The organism is uncultured Parabacteroides sp. (assembly GCF_905196875.1).
Lineage (GTDB): Bacteria > Bacteroidota > Bacteroidia > Bacteroidales > Tannerellaceae > Parabacteroides.
On sequence record NZ_CAJJWO010000057.1, the window covers coordinates 1 to 21,286 of the forward strand.

The window sequence follows — 21,286 nt, forward strand, 5'->3', positions numbered from 1 at the left end:
CGAAGTTAGTGAAGTTACGTACTTTTGCAGTATGGCGTGAACCAACCGGGAAGCGAGATTCGATATCTTCCCATGGGTCAGCTTTCAGTTGTTTGATACCCAGAGACATCTTACGTTCGTCACGATCTAAAGTCAGGATAACTGCTTCGATTTCGTCACCAACCTTCATGAAGTCCTGAGCAGAACGCAGGTGCTGAGTCCAGCTCATTTCTGATACGTGGATCAAACCTTCTACGCCCGGAGCGATTTCGATGAATGCACCGTAGTCAGCCATAACAACCACTTTACCTTTTACTTTGTCACCAACTTTCAGGTTAGTATCCAAAGCATCCCAAGGATGCGGAGTCAGTTGTTTCAAACCAAGAGCGATACGTTTCTTTTCATCATCGAAGTCAAGGATAACAACATTGATCTTCTGATCAAGCTGAACGATTTCTTCCGGATGAGAAACACGGCCCCAAGAAAGGTCTGTAATGTGGATCAAACCGTCTACGCCACCCAGGTCGATGAATACACCGTAAGAAGTGATGTTTTTAACAGTTCCTTCCAGAACCTGTCCTTTTTCCAGTCTAGAGATAATGTCTTTCTTCTGTGCTTCAAGCTCTGCTTCGATAAGAGCTTTGTGAGATACAACAACGTTCTTGAATTCCTGGTTGATCTTTACGATCTTGAATTCCATTGTCTTACCTACGAATACGTCATAGTCGCGGATAGGTTTAACGTCGATCTGAGAACCCGGTAAGAATGCTTCGATACCGAATACGTCAACGATCATACCGCCCTTAGTACGACATTTGATGTAACCTTTGATAATTTCGTCTTTTTCAAGAGCTTCGTTAACACGATCCCAAGAGCGTGTAGCGCGAGCTTTCTTGTGAGAAAGGATCAGCTGTCCTTTTTTGTCTTCCTGGTTTTCGATGTATACTTCTACTTCGTCACCAATTTTCAGATCCGGATTGTAACGGAATTCCGCCATTGATACAACACCGTCTGATTTGAAACCGATGTTAACTACAACTTCACGTTTGTTCATTGCAGTAACGGTTCCCATAACGACTTCCTTATCCTTTACAGTGTTCAGGGTTTCGTCATACGTTTTTACAAGGTCGTCCTTGCTTACGTCACCGTAAGATTCGCCCATTTCATAGGCGTCCCAGTTGAAATCGTCAACCGGCTGAATGTTCTTTAAATTTTCCATTCTCTAATTGTTAATACTTAAGTTTGTTTTAATTAGTAAGTTAGACATTATGTTGTCATCTCTCAAAAATCGGGGCAAAGGTAACTCTTTTTTTCTGATAGACAATAGTTTTGCTCTGGAAAATACGTTTCTATACCTCTTGTTTTCTTTTGCCGGGACAATACGTCTTCACATAACTGCTCTTCAGACTGTTTTTTTGTTTTTTATTGAATAGGATACTTTGATTATTAATTGGTTCTGGTAAAATACATTATCTTTGCGGTTTATTACACTATATTATGTATAAAGGTCGTTTTCGCCTCGAACTAAAACAGAGTTTTCTCTGTGTTTTTTGTATACTTTGTATATTTATTATATGTATAAAGGCTACAGCAGTAAACCGTACTATCCGTCTGGATAGCCTGAAAACAGTCCTGTCTTCAGAACTGGCACCGGATGTCACTATTAAAACGTTAAAAGAATTAGCCGACCTGTACCGACAAGAACCGGAAGAGGCGAGTCAAGCCAAAACGACCTTTATAGCCAATATCAGTCATGAGGTACGGACACCTCTGAATGCGATTGTCGGTTTTGCCAGCCTATTGTCCGATTCCTCTTGTACGGAGGATGAAAAAGGGGAGTTCTCGTCCATTATCAGTAATAATACAGAACTGTTGTTGAATCTGGTGAATGACGTCTTATGTCTTTCACAGATTGAAGCTGGAAATCTGAGTTTTTCTGTTTCTCCTGTCTGTCTGGTTGATTGTTGCCGGAATTCGATTGAAACCATCCGTCATCGGGTTACTGAGGGTGTCTCTTTGACTTTTACTCCTGAAGATCCTTCCTTACAATTGAATACCGATCCTTTACGTTTACAACAGTTACTGGTGAATCTGTTGATCAATGCCGTCAAGTTCACGGAAGCGGGAGAGATAAATCTCTCTTTCCATTGTGATCGCGAGAAGAATGTGGTTGATCTGGTTGTCACCGATACCGGATGTGGAATACCAGCTGATAAGGCAGCCTTAATATTCAAAAGGTTTGAAAAAATAGACGAGTATAAACAAGGTACTGGTCTGGGATTATCGATTTGTCAGGCCATAGCGAAGGCTTTGGGTGGCTCGATCCGCGTGGATTTGAACTATACACAAGGGGCCAGGTTTATTTTTACTCATCCTCGTTGATGTGGCAAACTTAGGGAATAGTAAGTGTTATGATCTGGGAAGTGTATGAAATTCAATTGTGTTTGCCGGGAAATATATTGAAATATTCCATTCCGGATAAATATTTATTCGTATGTTTGTCGGTCGCTATAAGTAAAGTATGCATGAAGACGAAAAGTCTGTTTATATATAGGAGCACAAAACTTGTTTGTATTGTGGTTCTTTTGCTTTGCACTATATCCGCATTTTCCCAGAATGAGAGGGGAAGGCTCCGGACGGATAGTCTGCAAAGTGTGCTGCAAAAAGCAAAAACGCCTGAAGAGAAACTAACTGTTTTGAAAGAACTGGTGGCAATAAACCGGCAGCAAAAAGTGGAAGTTTCTTTGGGTAAAGAAATTATGAATATAGCGATGCAGTCCGATTCTTTTCAGACTGTTTATAATACGATGGCGGAGTTGAGCCGTTATTATTATAATCAGGATATGCGTGACAGTATGTTGTATTGGTATGCTATGATCGATACGATTTCCCGGCAGCGTAGAGAATGTCCTGATGCCTTGTTTACAGCCGGAAGCCTGGTCTGCCAGGATTACTTGTGGGGGGAAGATTATGAACTGTCGATGAGTGAAGCTATCCGGCAGATTAATCTTGCAGATAAGGAGCACCAGGAATATGGACAAGCAAGTGGTAATTATAATCTGGCTTTGATCTATCAGGTCATCGGTCAGGATAGTAATGCCGTGGTTGCTTTCCGCAAAGGGTTGGTTTGGCTGGATAAAAATTTGGATAGACCGATGTTGGAGTTGCAATTCCTATCGGATATGGTTGTTTCGACTCTTCGCTTGAATTTGCTGGATGAATCGGAAAAGTTGTTGATACGTTATGAAAAGCTACTGGATAAAATGGAACAGGATTATGAAACAAAAGGATATCTTTTTCCGGTCTTTTTTCATAAATGCATGCTAAATGCTAAATTTTCTGAATTCTATACCCGTAGCGAACAACCTGGGAAAGCCTATGATTATCTGGAAAAGGCATCCGCTTTTATCAGCGATACATTGAGCGGTTTTGTAAAATATGCTTATTATCAGTCGGAAGCTCTTTATTATATGAAGGTCAAAAATGACCGGAAAGCTTTGTCTGCGATCGATAATGCGTTGGCTTTAGAAAATGACCTGGGTATGATGAACCTGAAAATGAAAGTCCTACGCCAAAGCGGACAATTACAGGAAGCTATTCTTGTCTATAAAAAAATGCTGAAAATGAATGCTTCCATCAATAATGAGGCCTTCAACCGCCAGATAACCCAGTTACGTGCCCTGAACGATTTGAATGATAGTGAGAAACAGATGCGTGAGTTGGAACATCAAAATGCACAAATAGCTTCCAAACAACTCCAGTTGTTCCATATTCTGGTGACGATCTCTATATTATTGATATTGGTTTTGATATTATATCGTTTGTATTGCCGGACACGCCGTTTGAAAAATGAATTGTTATGTGAGAAAGATTCGCTGCTGGAATCCGAAAAACAATTACGCGTCATCAAGGAGAAAGCGGTAGAAGCAAATCGGTTGAAAACTGTTTTTTTGGCAAATATCAGCCATGAAATACGTACTCCTCTGAATGCAATCGTCGGTTTTTCCGAATTGTTAGTGGATAATTCTTTTCAGGAAAAGGAGAAGCTTGTTTTTGCTTCTACGATCAACCATAGTTCTGAGTTATTGATGAACCTGATAAACGATGTACTAGAACTTTCCCGCTTAGAGTCGGGAAATAATAATTTCACAATAAGGGAATGGGATGCCATATCGCTCTGTCGTGAGATGTTGCCGGAGGTAGGATCCAGGCTTTTCCCGGGGGTGAAACTCACTTTTAATCCTTCTGTTGAATCTTTGCCTCTGAATACCGACCGTTTTCGTTTGCACCAGTTGCTGAAGCATTTGTTGTCCAATGCCGTTAAGTTTACCCAAAAAGGAGAGGTGAACCTTACTATAGAGGCCGATCCTGAAAATGATCTGATCCGTTTTATAGTGACCGATACCGGTTGTGGCATTCCGGCTGACATGCAAATGAAAATATTCGAACGTTTCGAGAAACTGGATGAGTTTAAACAGGGAACAGGGTTAGGATTGGCTATTTGCCAGCTTGTAGCTACCCGGTTTGGCGGTTCATTATACCTTGACTCTTTTTATACGGAAGGGGCTCGTTTTATATTTATTCATCCTTGCAATGTTCCACTATCAAAAGAAGTTATATCCTAATAGAATAGAATATGAAGGGAAGCAAAATATATCGGGATAAGAGCGTGCTGTTTATCTGGCTATTGTGTGGCCTGTTCTTGTTTACTTTGTATGCAGGTGCTTCAGGAAATCGGATGGTACAGGAAACGGATAGTCTCAAATCCCTTTTGTTGGAGACTACTGATGCACGTGATATTATTCCTATAGCACTTCGTCTTTCAGATCTGAATGAGCAGGTACCTGAAGAGGTGGAATGGCTCGAATGCGTTTACAGAGAAGCGACCCGGATAGATTCGTTACCGATCATATATGTGGCGTTGACAAGATTATGCCAGTATTATTATAATGACAATAACCGGGACCGTTTGCTTTATTGGGGGAATAAAATCGACTCGATCGGTAAAAGCCGCAATGAATATCCCAATGAGCTGTTTGATTTCAAAAGTTATTCATGTCAGAATCTGTTGTGGTCGCGCGACTATGAAATGGCATTGAATGAAGCTTTGAGTGAATATCGTCTGGCAAGCGATCTCAAACATCCTTTTGGCTTGCTTCGGTGTACAGAAAGCTTGGGGCTTATTTATCAGACGATTCGTCGGGACAGTGATGCTGTGGTCGCTTTTCAGGAAGGTCTCAACTTAATCGAAAAAATAGATTGCCCGGAAAATGTGGCGATTGAGATAAAAGTTCGTCTTTGTTCGTATCAGTCTGAGTCTGCAATTCGTATTTGCCCCTATGAGCAAACAGTAGAGATACTGGAGCATTATAAGAAAGCGATCGATGAAATGGATGAGTTAAATAAGCGAACCGGTGGTGTATATAAGGTCGGGAGAGATTATTGGCTGCTTTATTGTTTTTATACGGACTTTTATGTCAGGGTGCACATGCCGGAGAAAGCAAGAGGAGCATTGAATGATGCGGCAAAGTATGTAGGAAATATTGTGACGGAAAATGATTATGTCATAAATACTTATCTGGCATCTCAGGCCCATTATTATAAAGAGATCGGAAATCTGCCTATGGCGATAAAACTGATTGACGAGGTCTTTGAAACAGAATGTATACCGGCTGATCTGCAATTCAAAGGGGATATTCTGCAGGAACAGGGAAAATTGGAGGAGGCACTGGTGTTGTATGATAAATTATATGAACTGGAATCGAAGCGGAATAAGGAAACATTCTTCCGCCAGATCAACCAACTCCGTACGTTGCACGACCTGAATAGTCGTGAAGAACAAGCACATGAAATGCAAGTGAACAAAGAACGTATGAACGAAAAACAACATTTGCTCTTTTTCTCTATGGGGGTGCTTTTACTCTTGCTCTGTCTTGTGTATATACTATTCTATTATTATCAGCGTGCCCGCCGGTTAAAAAATGAGTTACTGCAGGAAAAGCAGTACTTGCTGACATCCCAAAATAATCTGAAGTCTGAAAAAGTGAAAGCAGAGGAGGCTAGTCGCATGAAAAGTGCTTTTGTTGCCAATATGAGCCATGAGATACGGACACCTCTGAATGCCATAGTCGGTTTCTCCGGTCTGTTGGTCGATGAATCGGCAGATCCGGAAGAACGGGGAGAGTATGCTGCGGTTATCCACAATAACACCGAGCAGCTACTAAATCTTGTTAATGATGTACTGGATTTGTCGCGTATGGAAACGGGTGATCTGAATTTTAAATTCGGTGATTATTCGCTACTGGACTGTTGCCGCAAAGCGCTGGATAGTATTCGCCATAGGATTCCGGAGGGGGTAAAACTCACTTTTACTCCGGATGTCGTTTCGGTTGTGTTGCATACTGATATATTACGTTTACAGCAGATACTGACAAACTTGCTGACAAACTCGGCTAAATTTACGAGTGAAGGTGAAATCAATCTGGCGTATAAAGTGGATGAAACTGAAAGACAGGTCTATATTTCCGTTACCGATACCGGTTGCGGTATCCCGAAAGAGAAACAAGCCGCCGTGTTCCGTCGTTTTGAGAAACTCGATGATTACAAGTCGGGTGCCGGCTTGGGATTATCTATCTGTACATTGATCGCAGACCGTTTGGGAGGGACTCTTTCGATCGATCCCGATTATGAGAATGGGGCACGTTTTATCTTTACTCATCCTTATGAAATACTTTCCTGAGTTTGTAGTCGAGAAACAGGAGTATCAGAGTCAGTATGCCGATATAGAAATAGAAACTAAAGGTTGGGAAGTCGATCTTCGGCCATGTAATTTGTGGCCATGTAATTTCAGAAAGTCCCATATAATAAAAAATGGAAGCGATAGCCATCCCCACTATCCCTAGTGAAGCGACAATAACGGCTATCAGTCCCAACCGTTCGTTACGTTTTTTGATCCTGACCGTTTCAAGCGCAATCAGCTGCATAACGTTCGGTCGGAAGGATACCGGCAATTCCTCTTCCGGCATTTGCTTGAATAGACTTTCCAGTATATCCGTGTTCTTTTTATTATCGTCCATATTTATTTATCCTCCATTCCTTTGATTAATACAAATAACTTTTTTCGTATGCGGTGTAGTTTCACTTTGATGTTGGATGTACTGAGACCGGTAATAACCGTCAGTTCGTCCACTGTTTTTTCCTTCATATAAAAAAGCAGGATTAATGCTCTTTCATCCGGAGGAAGCAGTGTAAGAGCTGTCTCCAGTTTATCGAGTTGGTCTGTTACCGTTGTATTTCCCAACAACTCACTTACCTCTTCTTCCGATACATTGCTGATCTGCGATTCCTCGATAGCAACGAATTCCTGTTTCTTTTTACGTAGTTCCGATATAGCCGTGTTGTAGGCAATACGATAAGTCCAGGTAGAGAAGCTGCAATCGGCTTTGAACGATGGCAAGTTACGAAAAACTTTCATAAATACATCTTGCGCCAGCTCTTCCGCATCTTCCTTATTACGTACCATTTTAAGGATTAACGAATGAACCGGACGGCTGTATCTATCCAGAAGGCAGGCGAAACAACCTGTATCTCCCGCGGCTACTCTTTCTATATAATATGCGTCGCTATACAACTCCATCCTACCTTATGGACGCAAGTTCGGTAATTTGGTTACAACTTGCAATGATAAAAATACGAAATAAATCATTTATGTATTTTATCATCTCTAACTGTAACCTTTTCTGCCAGGTTGCGTCAAACTAATAAACGAATTAATAAAACATTTAATATTTACTGCTATGATGAATTTTATTATGGTTCCGCTTATTATCGGAATAATTTGCGCCGGTATTTACGGCTTGTTCGAATTGTTTGTACGGAAAAAAGAGAGATTGGCTATTATTGAGAAGATCGGAGATAAACTGGATCCTTCTGCTTTTGACGCTAAAATCGGTTTACCCCGCTTGAGTACAAATTTCTCTTTTAGCTCATTGAAAGCGGGCTGTCTATTGGTAGGAGTCGGTTTGGGTATATTGTTCGGATTCTTTTTGTCAATATCTACAGAAGCGTGTGATAATTACGAAATGCAAAGTGCTGTATATGGAGCTTCCGTTCTATTATTCGGTGGACTTGGGTTGATCGTCGCTTTTGTTTTAGAAATGAAACTTTCAAAAGACAAAAATAAATAATCCGGTGAGTCGTATATTAAATAAGGGTGAGGGTATATCTTCACCCTTATTTTTTGTCTATTGTCATCAATTGCTTACTTTTGATGAATTATTAATCCTTTTATCTAGCTGATTATGAGAACGAAACTATTCCTTTTTTTTATGATTTGCCTTTGTTTTTCCTGCATGAAGCAAAATCGTGTCATTGATTATCCGGTGATAGATAAGAAAAATACGACAACGATGGAACTCTACAGAGTGGAGCTGATGGATACCGCAACTGTCCTCTATGCAGAAATGTATAACCATCCGAATTATTGGGTACGCCTTTCTTCTGGTGCCTATTTGGAAGGCCTAACTTCAGGAAAGAAATATAAATTATTGAAATCAGCCGATATGGAGTTGGATAAAAAAGTTTATATGCCCGAATCAGGTAATAGTTCGGTTACCTTATTCTTCGAACCTGTTGATCCGAATGAAGATGCGATCAGTTTTATCGAAGGACCGGAGAAAGGAGATTTTCGTATTGAAGGAATACACCTGAAGAAAGAACCGGCTAAACCCGGTACATTTGAATGTATATTGGAAGGCGAGGTGATAGACCGTCCGCTTAGTTCCCGCCTTACACTGATACGTACCGGAAAAGATATACGTACCACCCCGTTTATATCTATACCTGTCAGGAATGGTAAGTTCAAATATGTGCTGACTGCCAATGAAAATGAGATGTATGAATTGGTATTTTGGGATGAACACCTGAATGGAGCCTGGCGTCCGACTTATTTTATTTCGGAAAAAGGAACTTTGCATTTCACTCTTTATCCAATGGAACATCGTCCACATAGTGTTATGCGGGCAGACGGTGCTTTGAATAAGGAAGAAATTCGTATACAGGAGGAGATAGAAAAACTTTACCCTGTAACCCGGCTAGAAGAGGAAAGGGATGAACTGGAAAAAGAGGAACATTACTTTTCGAAAGAAATGTATGATTTAAAAAAACTGATGTCGGATGCAAAGACTGATGAAGACAGGCAAAAATTATACTTAGAATACGAACGGTTGTGTAATGCTGGAAAAGAATATTCTGAAGAAGGTATTGTGTTGAATAAAAAATTCGAACAATATTTTGATGGTATACAGAAATGGAAGCTTGACTATATAAAAAAGGAATCGACTGTGAATGGTTTATGCCTTCTGAAGCAAATGCTTGATCATGCAGTGATGATGGCTCGTTATTATCCTGGTAAAGAAGAGCTTCCGGATTATCCTGAAATATTTGAAAGCAATTATAAGCAAAAATTTGCTTCTCACCCTTATGTGAAAGATATAGAACGGCTCATCGCCAGCATGAATGTAAAAGTGGGTGGTTCCTATATTGATTTTACAGCTCCGGATTTGAATGGAAATATGATAAAGCTTTCCGATCAAATAAAAGGGAAAGTGGCTTTGATTGATCTGTGGGCTTCTTGGTGTGGACCCTGCCGTCGGTTATCATCTAGCATGATACCGGTTTATGAAATGTTTAAGAATAAGGGATTTACAGTTGTCGGTATTGCCCGTGAAAACAATAATACAGACGCTATGAAGAAGGCGATTGAGCAGGATAAATATCCTTGGCTGAATCTGGTCGAGCTGAATGATAAAGGGAATATCTGGGAGATGTATGGTGCTGGAAACAGCGGTGGTTGTACATATCTGGTGGATAGAGAAGGGGTGATTCTAGCTATCCATCCTACAGCCGAGGAGGTAACTAAGATTTTGAAGGAAGTATTGTAAACAATAAGAAAAAGTAAAAAATACCGGAGAAGGGCAATTAGCTGCCGTTCTCCGGTATTTTTTACTTTTTAATCAGAGTTTGTTTTATAAATAGATCTCTCCAAAGAACTCGGGACGATGGAAGTCCGGTGCCGGAACATCGATAGGATTCCAACTCACGTAATGGGGAAACTCTGTATCATCGGCACATTTGTAAAAATTGCCAAGTATCTTTTCCGGCAGATTCTCCGGATTGAGTCCCATCAGCTGGAACGGAATGGCTACAACTAACTCCCAGGAGTGTACTCCCAACTTTTCGGTGAATGGTTTATTTTCCAGTGATGAATACCTGCGGATAGAAGTGTATTCGTCGGTGGTCAGCGATCGTTTGATTTCCCGTGACTGCCGGCGGGCGGCATCGCAGGTGCCGATACAGTTGAATTCGAAATTCATGTAGTTGTGATCTTCCATTGTTTTCATAAAAAACTCCACACAACTATCCGTGTAAACAGGTGAGCCATCCACATTATGGAGCGCCTTTAATGAATTACCTTTTACAAAATAGCGAATGTATAAATTGATATCTGATCGTGCAATATCAAATGCTACAATCGGTTTGTAAGGGTATTCCTTCCAGTTGATGACATCGATATACTCTCTGTGTGCTTTGCTTTCCAGCAAATATCCTACGGATGATAAGTCCAACACATCCAATGTTACTAAATACGGAACTTTTAGCTTCTTCATGTTAATTATAGATTTGGAGTAACGGCAAATGGAAATATGAGGTGAGGAGAACTGACAAGACTCCTACAATAGCCAATATAATAATGACTGTCCCTACAATCCGATTTAACAACCATATTCCTCGTACATTAAACCACTTTTTTAATTTAGCAACTATATATGTGATACCGAACCACCACAGAACGGCACCTAAACCAATACATGCGATTCCTCCTAACAACATCCAGACGGAATGGTCCGGCAAAACAAAACCAAAGCGTGCGAATAGCCCTATATACAGAAGCACGATCAAAACGTTGCTAAAGGTAAGAAGAAAAGCTGTAATAAAATCCTGTGTGAACGATAACTTTTTTTCACGTTGCTTTTTTAAGTTTTTTACAGGATTGGTTTGGTATATATAGTAACCGAAAAGACCTAAGACAATACTGCCCATTAATTGAAGCGGAGCTTGGTTGGCTTCTACGAAATTAACGACGACCCCCATTCCCAGACAAGTGAGAACTGCATATATAACATCCGATAAGGCTGCTCCCAGACCGGTAACGAAACCGTGCCAACGTCCTTTGTTCAATGTTCTTTGTATACACAACATACCTATCGGTCCCATCGGAGCCGATACGAGTATGCCTATCACAATTCCTTTACTAATAAGTCCCAGCATTGTCCTTTTATTTTCTGCCCAATAGTTTGCAAAGATAATGCCTATTCCCTGATAAAAAAAGGTAAAAACATAAAAATGGTCCGGAACTTTTGTCCCAGACCATTGAATTTTAATTGAAATACACAGTTTTAACTTATTGCGGCTTTACGGTATTCTGTCGTACACCTTTCAGTATAGATTGTAACTGATAGACAATTTCCGGATGTTTTAATGCCAGGTTTTCCTGTTCGCCTACTTTTGTCATATCATAGAGTTGAGGTGTCTTGGAGTAACCGGTTTCGATTTTCGGGCCCCAGGGAACCATATTAGGTCCGTCGCTGGTTTCAATATATTTCCAGTCCTTTGTGCGTACCGATAATGTATGGTCTGATGCCTGTTCGATCACCCAGGGACGTTCGGAGTTGTCTGTTCCCAATAAAGTGCCCAGATAATTGTAACTGTCGGGGGCTGCTCCTTTAGGAAGAACCGAGCCTGTCAATGCTGCCAGTGAAGCAAACCAGTCGACCTGCGACATTAGAGCATCGGATACTTTGCCCTTTTTTATTTCTTTCGGCCAGCTGATAATAGCAGGAATACGGGTTCCGGCCTCGAATGCACTATACTTCCCGCCACGTAACGGGCCACCCGGCTTATGATCGCCCAGCAACTCTTCTGCCTGATCTGCATAACCGTCATCCACAACAGGACCGTTGTCGCTGGAAAGGATGATCAGCGTATTTTCTCTTAACCCCAGTCTGTCCAGTTCATCCAGGATCTGTCCGACGCTCCAGTCGAACTGCACGATGGCGTCTCCTCTCAGTCCCATCGGATTTTTACCTCTGAAACGGTCGTGCGGGAAACGGGGAACATGTACGTCGTTTGTGGCGAAATACATGAAGAAAGGTTTATCCTTGTTCGCTTTGATGAAATCGAGAGCGTGTGTAGTGATGGAGTCAGCCAGATTCTCGTCTTTCCATAATGCTTTACCGCCGCCTTTCATGTAGCCGATACGTCCGATACCGTTTACGATAGCCATGTCATGGCCGTGGCTGTGTTTCAGGTTATATAGCAGTTCCGGATGGTCTTTCCCCAACGGCTCTCCTTCGAACGGTTTCTCGTAGCTGACTTCGATCGGTGCAGACGGGTCGTAATTGGCCACTTTGCCGTTTTCGATAAAGACACAGGGAACGCGGTCGGCTGTAGCAGCCATGATATAGGAATAGTCGAATCCCAGATCACCTAAAGCGGTTGGCAATGGGGCGTTCCAATCCTGTTCTCCTCCTTTGTCACCCAATCCCAGATGCCATTTACCTAAAGCTGCTGTTGTATAACCTGCGTTCTTGAACATATCGGCGATAGTATACCGTTCCGGACGGATGATCATTCCGGCGTTACCGGCGGCGATGTCCGTACCCGGGCGACGCCATGCATATTCTCCGGTAAGCAGGGAATAACGGGAAGGGGTACTGGTTGCTGCTGTTGCATGTGTATTCGTAAAACGGATACCGCTGTTTGCCAGTTTATTTACGTTAGGAGTTTGCACGCGGGTAGCTCCGTAGCATTCCAGGTCGCCGTAACCGAGGTCGTCGGCGTAGATAAAGATTACATTCGGTGTTTGCGGAGTAGTCTGCCCCTGTTGGGCTTTCGACAGGTTAGGAACGAATAGAGTGCCTAACCCAAGCCCGATCAATAAGTTTGATTTCATGATATTGAATATCTCAGGTGAATAATTATAAATTCTGATTACAAATATCAGTTTTTTATCTGATAAAAACAATTTACCGCTTGATAACGTTGAAGTAGAACGTTTTTATTGATAAAATATTAGTTCAGGAATCGAGATCGTATCAGAGGTCGCTTTTAGTATTTCCATTTTTACAAATTTCGTTTTGCATTCATTAAAAGGGATAAACTGTTCTACCGGATTGTTAACTATGTTTCCGAAACGTCCCTGTATGACGGGAGTTCCCCAGTTTTGCCCGTCATTACTGAAGTAGAGAGCATATTCTTCGATGTGTCCTGCCTCTTTCGTTTTATCCGGAATGTATGAGAAGCCTTTCAGTATATGTTCCTGATTATTGAAATTAAAAATAAACCTGGCCGGAAGTTTTTGTATAATCCCTTTGAAATTGTTTAATTCGTTGTCGTCAACTAAACATTGCAACGGGGTATCTTGTACATATATACCGGAGGAACTGATAATCCATTTATTGTCTTTTAATGCTATCCGATTATCTTTTATTCCTGTTTCTTGGGGAATAGGAGCCAGATAATACATCGATATATTACTTAAAGAAATGGATCTCCGGCTATCTTGAATACGAATCCGGAACCGGCCGGTCTCAACCGGTTCGTTCAGGCGAATCATTTTGCGGAATCCGATGGTTGTACTGGTGGCTATTTCTTTCCATTCGCTATTGATGAAGGCATCTATGGCGAATGCCTCTACTCTTTGTCCGTAATCACGAATGTTTTCTTGTAGTTTGATGACATTGATCAGAGCCGGAGCCTTCAGTTCTATCTCTACTTCACTTGATGTTACTCCATCCGGTGTTTGCCAGGAAGTGAAAGGATCGTTGTCAGTCAGAACATCTTTTGCAGAAGAGTTGTCCCAGCCTGAGACAGGGGTGGTTTTGGCTCCCAACGCATAGTCTGTCTTTTTCATGTTGGCAATTATTTTACCGAAGTCGATCAATCTCTCTGCATCTTTCCGGGGGATACGACCTGTTTTGTCAGGCGATAAATTAGGCAGGAGGTTTGAGTTTTGTCCAATGGTAGAGAAGTAACTGTTTACGAGATACTCCAATGATTTGGTCGTTTGATCGTCATTCGGATTATAAAACCAACCTTTACGTAAGGGCAAACCTCCTCTCGAAGGATACCATACCAGTCGTTTTTTAGTCATTAATTCCTTTGTGTTTCCCAGGTCTTTAGCTGTGGCAGTATGCCCTTTTATTTCTCCGCCGAACAGAATATTCTCATCATCGATACCTTGGACGCTCCATTCTGTTTCACGTCCCTGTCCTGCTTCGTTACCTACCCAGCGTATGTCCGGTGCAGCACCGGATAACAGTACATCCGGCTGAAGTTCGCGTGCTCTTTTGAAGATGCGCTCCCAGGCAAAATTCATTTCTTTACCACTGGTTTTACTGTTTACACCGGCTCCGTCGAACCAAAGAAGGTAGACCGGACCATAGTTCGTTAATAATTCTTCCAGTTGGTGGATGTAATAATCGTTGTATGCCTCTGTTCCATAGGTTTCTTCGTGCATGTCCCAGGGGGAAAGGTAAAGACAAAGCTTCATATCGTATTTTTTACAGGCGTCGGCTACTTCTTTTACCAGATCTCCTTGTCCGTTTCGCCAGGGAGAATGCGCGATGGTATGGTCGGTGTATTTACTTGGCCATACACAAAAACCGTCATGATGTTTAGTGACCAGGATTACGCCTGTGATTTCGGCTTCCTTGAATGTTTTAACCCATTCTTCGGCATCCAGCTGATCCGGATTAAATATAGATGGATCTTCTTTCCCGGTTCCCCATTCTGCTCCGGTGAAAGTGTTCATTCCGATATGGATGAAACCTAACATTTCCCGTTGCTGGTAATCCAGTTGGCGGTAAGAGGGGCGAACTTCGGTTGCCAGTTTGATGATCTCTTCCCGGGATACATTTGCCGGTACGGTTATTGATTTCCCTTCAGGGCAATTGTCGGACTGTCCGGATGAGCAGGCACTAAGTAATATTATGATGAAAATGAATAAATGTCTCATGATCTTGCATTATTAAAATGAGACTGGAGAAAGATATTGTTTTTTTAGATTATCTTTCTCCAGTTCTTCGTTTAAAGGTTTATTATCTCAGATTCGGATTGATGTTTTGTTCCGATTGCGGTATCGGCCATACATAATCCTGTTGACGGAAGTTCCATTTGTTGACGTACCAGCGGCCATACGGGTCCTGGTTATTATCGCCGTCGACTTTTTCACGCCCGGGGAAAGGTGCTCCGTATATTTTGCCTTGCAATACTTCATGAGCGATTCCCCAACGACGCAGATCCCAGTAACGGATCCCTTCCATAGCCAGTTCTACACGGCGTTCATTGCGTAGGATAGTACGTAGTTTATCCGGATTCGTTTCTGTAATGGGAGGCATGTGTACCGATGTCCGGCTCCGCACTGCATTAATCGTTTGATCCAGTAGTGAACGTGTAATTGCTTCGCCGCCTTCCAGCTTGGCTTCGAGATAACTTAATAAAACTTCCGGATACCGGATGATCGGGATATTGACTCCATATTTCCGGAGGTCGCCATTGTATGATTCGTCGAAGTATTTACGCATCATGAAACCTGTTTGGGTCGTTTGACCGCTTTGGGTGGCATCGACGCTACCACCGTCCGGATGTGAATTATAGACCGTGTTTTTGAAGGTTGCCCCATTATAATAAATGGTATAGTCCAGACGCGGATCTCTGTTTTTCCCTAAATTATCCTTATCATATAACGGACTGTCGAAACTGAAATCCGATCCGTCTGTAAATTGATAGGCTTCAAACAGGCTGCCTAGCGGGTTTATAATACTCCATCCCCGGTCTTTTACCGGATAAGCATGTTGGGGAAGTCCGCAGCCGGCCAGGTCTGTCAGATATTGTGCTCCGATAATTATTTCCGGGCTTCCTTTTTTAGACGGATAGAACACTTCGTTATAATTTTCTTCTATACTGTTGTCCCCTAAGGAAATGATCCGGTTATAGGCTTCAGTGGCCTCTTTATACTTCTTTTCAGCCAGGCAGGTTCTTCCCAGAAAAGCATAGGCAGCCTGCTTAGAGGCCCGGCCTATTTCGGATGATGTCAGCTCTTTCCAACGGGGTAGTCCTTCTGCCGCTTCATTGAATTCTTTTATAATAAATGTAGTGATCGCTTCTTTCGTGCTTTTTTCGACAGCATTCGCTTCATCCTTCGTTAATACAGTGGTCACTAAAGGTACGTCGTGAAAAAACTGCGACAGATAGAAATATTGAACCGCCCGGATAAAACGGGCTTCCGATTTGAGCCTGTTGACTACTTCCGGAGAAGCAGGAACCTGATCGACCCCTGACAGGAAACGGTTGCAACTGGCAATTTTAGAATAAGCATTCGCCCAATAATCTTTGATGAAATTGGTGTTTGCCGTTAAATTGCCGTTTACCATCTGGAAAAAGCCGGAATTGTTTCCTCGGCGGTCGTATGCGTTATCACTGGCAAATTCAAGAAAGATGACGCCGCTATATGACCAGAAATCCGAAGGATTGTATTCTTCTGCATCGAATGTGATATTTCCACGGTAGATCCCGGTCAAAGCGATCAATGCATTTTCTTCGCTTGTCCAGAATTCGTTTTCTGCAAAATTATCCAGCGGGTTACGGTCGAGACTGCATGATGTGCTGAATAATAAGGAAATCAGCACACAACATACCATATAATATTTACAATGTTTCATGTTTGTTAAAATTTAAGATTTACACCAAATGTATAAGTCGAGAGGATCGGATAATAAACACCGTTCCCGTTGATCTCAGGATCCCATCCTTTTCTGTATTTATTCCAGCTGCACGGGTTCTCGGCAGCCACATAGAAACGCAGGCGGGATATTCCGGCTTTTTTCATGATCGGCGACGGCAGTGTATATCCGACCTGAATGTTTTTCAGACGTATATAAGAAGCATCCAGTATCCAGAAATCAGACGTTAAAGTATTGAACCCTTCCGCTCCGCTCACTTCCTGCATTCTCGGGTAACTTGGGTAGCGTTGAGGATTGGCCGGATCGAAACGTCCTTCATCCTGCCAGGTCTGTACATTTCCCTCTCCGCAAAGAGCCCATCCTGCATAACCGGAAAGCAGACCTTTTACGCCGGCTACACCCTGTATCTGCAAGGCTAGATCAAATCCTTTATATTCAGCACCCAGACTCAGCCCGAATGTGAATTTAGGTATGCGTGATCCCAGATATACCCGGTCGTAATTGGGATCCACCTGACCGTCGGGAACGCCGTCAGGCCCGCTTATGTCTTTATAACGAATATCTCCTTTTTGTGCCTGAGGCAGTAGTTGTGAAACATCCGCCCATTGTTTTACTTCTTCGTCGTTGATAAATACACCGTCTGTCAGGTAACCGTAATACATCTCCATCGGATAGTCGATAAATAAATCGCTGCCGTTACCGACCATCCCGTTCAACTGTTCGACGTTTCCGACTCCCAGGCTGACCACTTTATTGTTGATGATGCTTAAGTTACCATTGACATTGTAGGAAACATCTCCGATCTTATTCTGGTGTCCTACTTCAAATTCCCATCCTGTATTTCTTAGTTTACCGGTATTCATAACAGAAATTTTCTGGCCGAGTACACTCGAAATGCTTCCGCTCGGCTTATACAGTATGTCGTATGTATTCCGGTAGAAATAACTGGCATTTATACTTAACAATCCATTCCAGAAAATACTTTCGAAACCGGCATCATACGTCTGTGTCTCTTCCCATTTGATCGTCGGATCAGTTGCTGTAACCACCGCGGCTCCCAAAGCGAAGTTGTCACCGAAGGGATAATTTCTTCCCAGGTTGAATACGGTTTGCCAGGGATAGTTACCTATATTCTGATTCCCTAGTTTACCCCAGGATGCTTTTAGTTTTAAGTTGGAAATCCATTCCAGGCTTTCATTTTCTTTGAAAAAGTTTTCTTCGGAGATTCTCCATCCCGCAGCAAGAGAAGGGAAGAAACCATATTTCTGATTGGTAGGAAAGCGGGAAGAACCATCATAACGCAAGGTCGATTCAAATAAATAACGTTCTGCATAATTGTATCTTATACGGCCAAATAAAGATTGTATCGCCCAATCGTATCCTCCTCCTCCTGATTGTTGATTGTCCGGAGAACCGGCATTCAGATAGGGAAGATCATTGCCGGGGAATTTATCCCGTGAACCACTTAAATTCCGGTATGACTGGTCTTCCCATGAATAACCTGCCAGTACTCCGAATGAATGTTGTCCGATTTTCTTATTATACTCGGCAGTGGCCTGGAATGTCTTGTAAATTGTTTTCAACATTTCATGTTTTAATGAAGAAGTCCCTACGCTTTGACCTTCCAATAGCCAGGAAGCCTTATAAGTGCGCTGCTCCTGATTCTGATAATTAAACCCTCCGATTGCAGATAGTTTGAGATCTTTTATCGGGCTATAGTCCAGGCGGATATTTGCGTTTACTTTGAAATCGGGTTCTTCAAAGAACGAATTGGTATAAAGCGGAGTGGCCGGTGTTCCGAACGATTTATTACCTAATCCCAGTTCTCCGTTGGAAAGACGGGTTGCCCATAATCCGGGAGTCCGTATTGCGGCACCAACTATATCCGGCATGGTGGCTGTACCATCCGGAGTCGGTTCGTTCCTGGTGGCATAAACCCCCGACAGTCGTGTCGTAACCGTCAGATTGGGGAGGATGTCTGTAATAAGATTCAGACGAGTATTGAAACGTTCGTAATTATTTTTCCGGATGATCCCGTCTTCGTGAAGATATCCGAACGACAGGAGATAGCGGTTGCTTGTTGTCCCTCCGTTCAGCGTCAGGTCGTGTCCGGTCTGTATGCCTTTTCTGCTGAATACTTCATCCAGGTATCTGTGGTTGCCGTACTTGTCGGGATCACTGCCGTCTTTCATTTTCTGTATCTCGCTTTGGCTATAGAATTCCGTTCCTTTCGCTTCGTTCAGCAATTCTGCATATCGCCAGGTGTCGACAAACTCGGGTAGTTCGGTGGGCTGGTTAAAGCCGACATATCCGTTATAACTAACGGTCATTTTACCTTCTTTTCCTGTTTTGGTGGTGACAAGAATAACCCCGTTCGCCGCACGTGCTCCGTAAATGGCTGCGGTAGAAGCGTCTTTTAATACGGAGATACTTTCCACATCTTCGGCATTGATATCGTTCAACGAACCAGGTATTCCATCGATCAACACGAGGGCGTCGGCTTTGCTGGAGTCGTCTCCTCCAAAGGAGGCAACGCCGCGGATACGAATTTCGGCACCGTTATTTCCGGGTCGTCCGGAACGTTGAATAACAGTAACCCCTGCCATTTGTCCGGCCAATGCATTCGACAGCATGGAGGTTGGGCGGTTAGTCACTTTATCACCCCCTATTTGGGCGATAGAACCGATTACATTTACCTTCTTTTCCGTACCATACCCAACAATTACAACTTCTTCCAGAGCCTGAGAGTCTTCCAGCAATTGTATGTTGTAGTTGGTCTTGTTTCCGTCGACAGTAAATTCTTTAGTCAGATAACCGATGTATGAGATCTGCAACTTGCTTTCTTGTGGGACTTCCAGCGAAAACTTACCATCCAGGTCGGATATGACTCCGGTGGTTGTCCCTTTGATTACAACATTTGCTCCGATAATCGGAAGTCCGGTAGCATCCAGAATAACGCCGGTTATTTTTTGCGGATTATTAGCCGGTCGTGTTGTTTCCTGTATTTCTGCTTTTGCCGGGATGATGATAATATGTTTACCCTCTATGCGATAAGAAAAGCCGGTGCTTTTCAGCACATCAGTCATGACTGATGACAGGGTTTTATCTTTAAAATCCTGTCTGATTTTCTTGTTCACATCTAATTTGGTTTGATTGTATGCAATACTTAAACCAGTTTGCTTTTCTATCTCTTCAAAGATGTTCAAGAGTGATTTATTATCCCCGGAAATTGTTATCCGTTGGTTCTGTCCCTGGCAAATAGTACTTATCGATAAGGTTAACAATGCCAATATTAATATTTTGCGAAAATTTAGGAGTATTTTCTTACTCTTTTGATAGTTTAATTTCATACTTTTGTACATTAATCAATGATTACTAAATTTAAGATTCTTACGATTTTAAAATGCGGATTGTTGATTTCGGGGGTCCGGAAAAGGTGTCGCAATTTTCTCCGGTCCCTTTTTTTCATTAGAGTCCTTTCTTTTTAAGTGGTTGAATAGTTATTATATTGTCTTCTATGTCATACTTTAATCCTCCGACCGTCAGTGTCAATATGTTCATGATATTATCGATACTTTCGTGCTGAGAGAATTTAATAGTATACAGATCGGGTGTGAATAACCGTGAGTTGATAACAAACTGAACGGCATATTCCCGTTGCAGGGTTGCCAGTATCTCTTTCAGCGGTTGATTCATAAAGTTTAGTTCTCCCTTGGTCCAACCACAATAATTAGCGGCATTGATCGTTCTTTTCTCAAAAGCCCCCGTTCGGTAGTTGTATTCCAACTGTTCGTTGGGTGATAGGATAAAGGAGTTTTCATCTTCTGTTGTTTTATCTACTTTTACAGACCCGTTTTCAAGCGTTGTAATGATTTTGTCACTTTCTGTGTAAGCCTGTACATTGAATTTTGTTCCAAGCGCCTGCACCTTTATATGGTTTGTTTTGACAATGAAAGGGCGCTTTTTATCTTTTTCAACACTGAAGTTTGCCTCTCCCGATAAATAGATGGAACGTGTATCTCCTTTGAATTTTTTTGGATATATAAGGATACTTCCGGAATTTACATTGGCCTTGGAGCCATCCGGTAATATAAATTCTTTCTTTTCTCCATCCGGGACAAAACATTGTACCAATTCGATTTCGGATGTGTATTTCTGCACGTATAAATAGGAACCAACCACCGATAGAAGGGGAATGAACAGAATGGCTGCTGCCCGTGCCAGACTTTTTGTTATTTTATTTAGTTGCTTTTGCTGTCGATTGTGTTTAATCTTTCTGCGAGTTTCCTTCAATGAGTGGTAAGTACTCATGTCTGCTTTTTGCGGATATTCGTTCCAAAGAGAAAGCAGTGCTTCTTCTTTTTCCTTTTGGTTGGATGGGTTTACGATCCATTCCCATACTTTGCTCCGGAGTTCGGGGTCGAATGTATGGTTCACCAGATTATGTAGTATCTTATATGCTTTCGACATGTGTATATATTTCCTGTTTTGTATATAAGATACGT

Annotated in this window: 15 protein-coding genes; 5 read left to right on the forward strand and 10 right to left on the reverse strand. The window is 42.1% G+C overall.

Annotated elements, in window-relative coordinates; genetic code table 11:
* A partial coding sequence (locus QZ076_RS16345) for a 30S ribosomal protein S1 (RefSeq protein WP_293714802.1) occupies window positions 1–1,198 on the reverse strand: 1,198 nt, incomplete at its 3' end.
* A gap of 278 nt (window positions 1,199–1,476) precedes the next feature.
* Here QZ076_RS16345 and QZ076_RS16350 point away from each other — a divergent pair.
* The 3 genes from QZ076_RS16350 (at window position 1,477) to QZ076_RS16360 (ending at window position 6,718) form a co-directional block, all read left to right on the forward strand.
* On the forward strand, window positions 1,477–2,361 hold the full coding sequence (locus QZ076_RS16350) for a HAMP domain-containing sensor histidine kinase (protein ID WP_293714804.1): 885 nt from the start codon (window positions 1,477–1,479) through the stop codon (window positions 2,359–2,361).
* A 143-nt stretch (window positions 2,362–2,504) separates the two neighbouring features.
* On the forward strand, window positions 2,505–4,604 hold the full coding sequence (locus tag QZ076_RS16355) for a HAMP domain-containing sensor histidine kinase (protein ID WP_293714806.1): 2,100 nt from the start codon (window positions 2,505–2,507) through the stop codon (window positions 4,602–4,604).
* An 11-nt stretch (window positions 4,605–4,615) separates the two neighbouring features.
* Window positions 4,616–6,718 (forward strand): ATP-binding protein, encoded by a 2,103-nt coding sequence (locus QZ076_RS16360; protein WP_293714808.1) that lies wholly within the window; start codon window positions 4,616–4,618, stop codon window positions 6,716–6,718.
* On the opposite strand, the gene QZ076_RS16365 is transcribed toward QZ076_RS16360, so the two are convergent.
* Complete coding sequence (locus QZ076_RS16365) at window positions 6,690–7,055, reverse strand: hypothetical protein (protein ID WP_293714809.1); 366 nt, start codon at window positions 7,053–7,055, stop codon at window positions 6,690–6,692. The two genes, QZ076_RS16360 and QZ076_RS16365, sit on opposite strands and share 29 nt — an antisense overlap.
* Window positions 7,056–7,057: 2 nt before the next feature.
* The gene (locus tag QZ076_RS16370; protein ID WP_293714811.1) at window positions 7,058–7,615 is read right to left on the reverse strand and encodes a sigma-70 family RNA polymerase sigma factor; all 558 of its coding nucleotides are present in this window, start codon (window positions 7,613–7,615) and stop codon (window positions 7,058–7,060) included.
* A 160-nt stretch (window positions 7,616–7,775) separates the two neighbouring features.
* Between QZ076_RS16370 and QZ076_RS16375 the strand changes: the two genes are divergently transcribed.
* Entirely contained in the window at window positions 7,776–8,165 is a 390-nt protein-coding gene (locus tag QZ076_RS16375) for a DUF6249 domain-containing protein (protein WP_293714812.1), read from the forward strand.
* Between the two features lie 114 nt (window positions 8,166–8,279).
* Window positions 8,280–9,920 carry a TlpA disulfide reductase family protein gene (locus QZ076_RS16380; RefSeq protein WP_293714813.1) on the forward strand — a complete coding sequence of 547 codons (1,641 nt, stop codon included), beginning with the start codon at window positions 8,280–8,282 and terminating at the stop codon, window positions 9,918–9,920.
* Window positions 9,921–10,004: 84 nt separating this feature from the next.
* On the opposite strand, the gene QZ076_RS16385 is transcribed toward QZ076_RS16380, so the two are convergent.
* The 7 genes from QZ076_RS16385 to QZ076_RS16415 all read right to left on the reverse strand — a co-directional run bounded on the left by QZ076_RS16385 (window position 10,005) and on the right by QZ076_RS16415 (window position 21,251).
* The gene (locus QZ076_RS16385; protein WP_293714815.1) at window positions 10,005–10,646 is read right to left on the reverse strand and encodes a carbohydrate-binding family 9-like protein; all 642 of its coding nucleotides are present in this window, start codon (window positions 10,644–10,646) and stop codon (window positions 10,005–10,007) included.
* A 1-nt stretch (window position 10,647) separates the two neighbouring features.
* Window positions 10,648–11,307: a LysE family transporter gene (locus QZ076_RS16390; RefSeq protein WP_293714817.1), complete on the reverse strand. Its 660-nt coding sequence runs from the start codon at window positions 11,305–11,307 to the stop codon at window positions 10,648–10,650.
* A gap of 133 nt (window positions 11,308–11,440) precedes the next feature.
* Entirely contained in the window at window positions 11,441–12,937 is a 1,497-nt protein-coding gene (locus QZ076_RS16395) for an arylsulfatase (protein ID WP_365326037.1), read from the reverse strand.
* 159 nt (window positions 12,938–13,096) lie between these two features.
* Window positions 13,097–15,055, reverse strand: a complete 1,959-nt coding sequence (locus tag QZ076_RS16400) for an alpha-L-fucosidase (RefSeq protein WP_293714820.1) — start codon at window positions 15,053–15,055, stop codon at window positions 13,097–13,099.
* 82 nt (window positions 15,056–15,137) lie between these two features.
* Window positions 15,138–16,760 carry a RagB/SusD family nutrient uptake outer membrane protein gene (locus QZ076_RS16405; RefSeq protein ID WP_293714822.1) on the reverse strand — a complete coding sequence of 541 codons (1,623 nt, stop codon included), beginning with the start codon at window positions 16,758–16,760 and terminating at the stop codon, window positions 15,138–15,140.
* A 5-nt stretch (window positions 16,761–16,765) separates the two neighbouring features.
* Window positions 16,766–20,143, reverse strand: coding sequence for a TonB-dependent receptor (locus tag QZ076_RS16410; RefSeq protein WP_365326030.1), 3,378 nt, complete (start codon window positions 20,141–20,143; stop codon window positions 16,766–16,768).
* A 106-nt stretch (window positions 20,144–20,249) separates the two neighbouring features.
* Window positions 20,250–21,251, reverse strand: a complete 1,002-nt coding sequence (locus QZ076_RS16415; RefSeq protein ID WP_293714825.1) for a FecR family protein — start codon at window positions 21,249–21,251, stop codon at window positions 20,250–20,252.
* Window positions 21,252–21,286 lie beyond the last annotated feature (35 nt).

What these genes read in the sequence shown, in the direction of transcription:
- QZ076_RS16350 (WP_293714804.1), top strand. Translation starts at nt 1,477, where the DNA reads ATGTATAAAGGTCGTTTTCGCCTCGAACTAAAACAGAGTTTTCTCTGT.
- QZ076_RS16355 (WP_293714806.1), top strand. Translation starts at nt 2,505, where the DNA reads ATGAAGACGAAAAGTCTGTTTATATATAGGAGCACAAAACTTGTTTGT.
- QZ076_RS16360 (WP_293714808.1), top strand. Translation starts at nt 4,616, where the DNA reads ATGAAGGGAAGCAAAATATATCGGGATAAGAGCGTGCTGTTTATCTGG.
- QZ076_RS16365 (WP_293714809.1), bottom strand. Translation starts at nt 7,055, where the DNA reads ATGGACGATAATAAAAAGAACACGGATATACTGGAAAGTCTATTCAAG.
- QZ076_RS16370 (WP_293714811.1), bottom strand. Translation starts at nt 7,615, where the DNA reads ATGGAGTTGTATAGCGACGCATATTATATAGAAAGAGTAGCCGCGGGA.
- QZ076_RS16375 (WP_293714812.1), top strand. Translation starts at nt 7,776, where the DNA reads ATGATGAATTTTATTATGGTTCCGCTTATTATCGGAATAATTTGCGCC.
- QZ076_RS16380 (WP_293714813.1), top strand. Translation starts at nt 8,280, where the DNA reads ATGAGAACGAAACTATTCCTTTTTTTTATGATTTGCCTTTGTTTTTCC.
- QZ076_RS16385 (WP_293714815.1), bottom strand. Translation starts at nt 10,646, where the DNA reads ATGAAGAAGCTAAAAGTTCCGTATTTAGTAACATTGGATGTGTTGGAC.
- QZ076_RS16390 (WP_293714817.1), bottom strand. Translation starts at nt 11,307, where the DNA reads ATGCTGGGACTTATTAGTAAAGGAATTGTGATAGGCATACTCGTATCG.
- QZ076_RS16400 (WP_293714820.1), bottom strand. Translation starts at nt 15,055, where the DNA reads ATGAGACATTTATTCATTTTCATCATAATATTACTTAGTGCCTGCTCA.
- QZ076_RS16405 (WP_293714822.1), bottom strand. Translation starts at nt 16,760, where the DNA reads ATGAAACATTGTAAATATTATATGGTATGTTGTGTGCTGATTTCCTTA.
- QZ076_RS16410 (WP_365326030.1), bottom strand. Translation starts at nt 20,143, where the DNA reads ATGTACAAAAGTATGAAATTAAACTATCAAAAGAGTAAGAAAATACTC.
- QZ076_RS16415 (WP_293714825.1), bottom strand. Translation starts at nt 21,251, where the DNA reads ATGTCGAAAGCATATAAGATACTACATAATCTGGTGAACCATACATTC.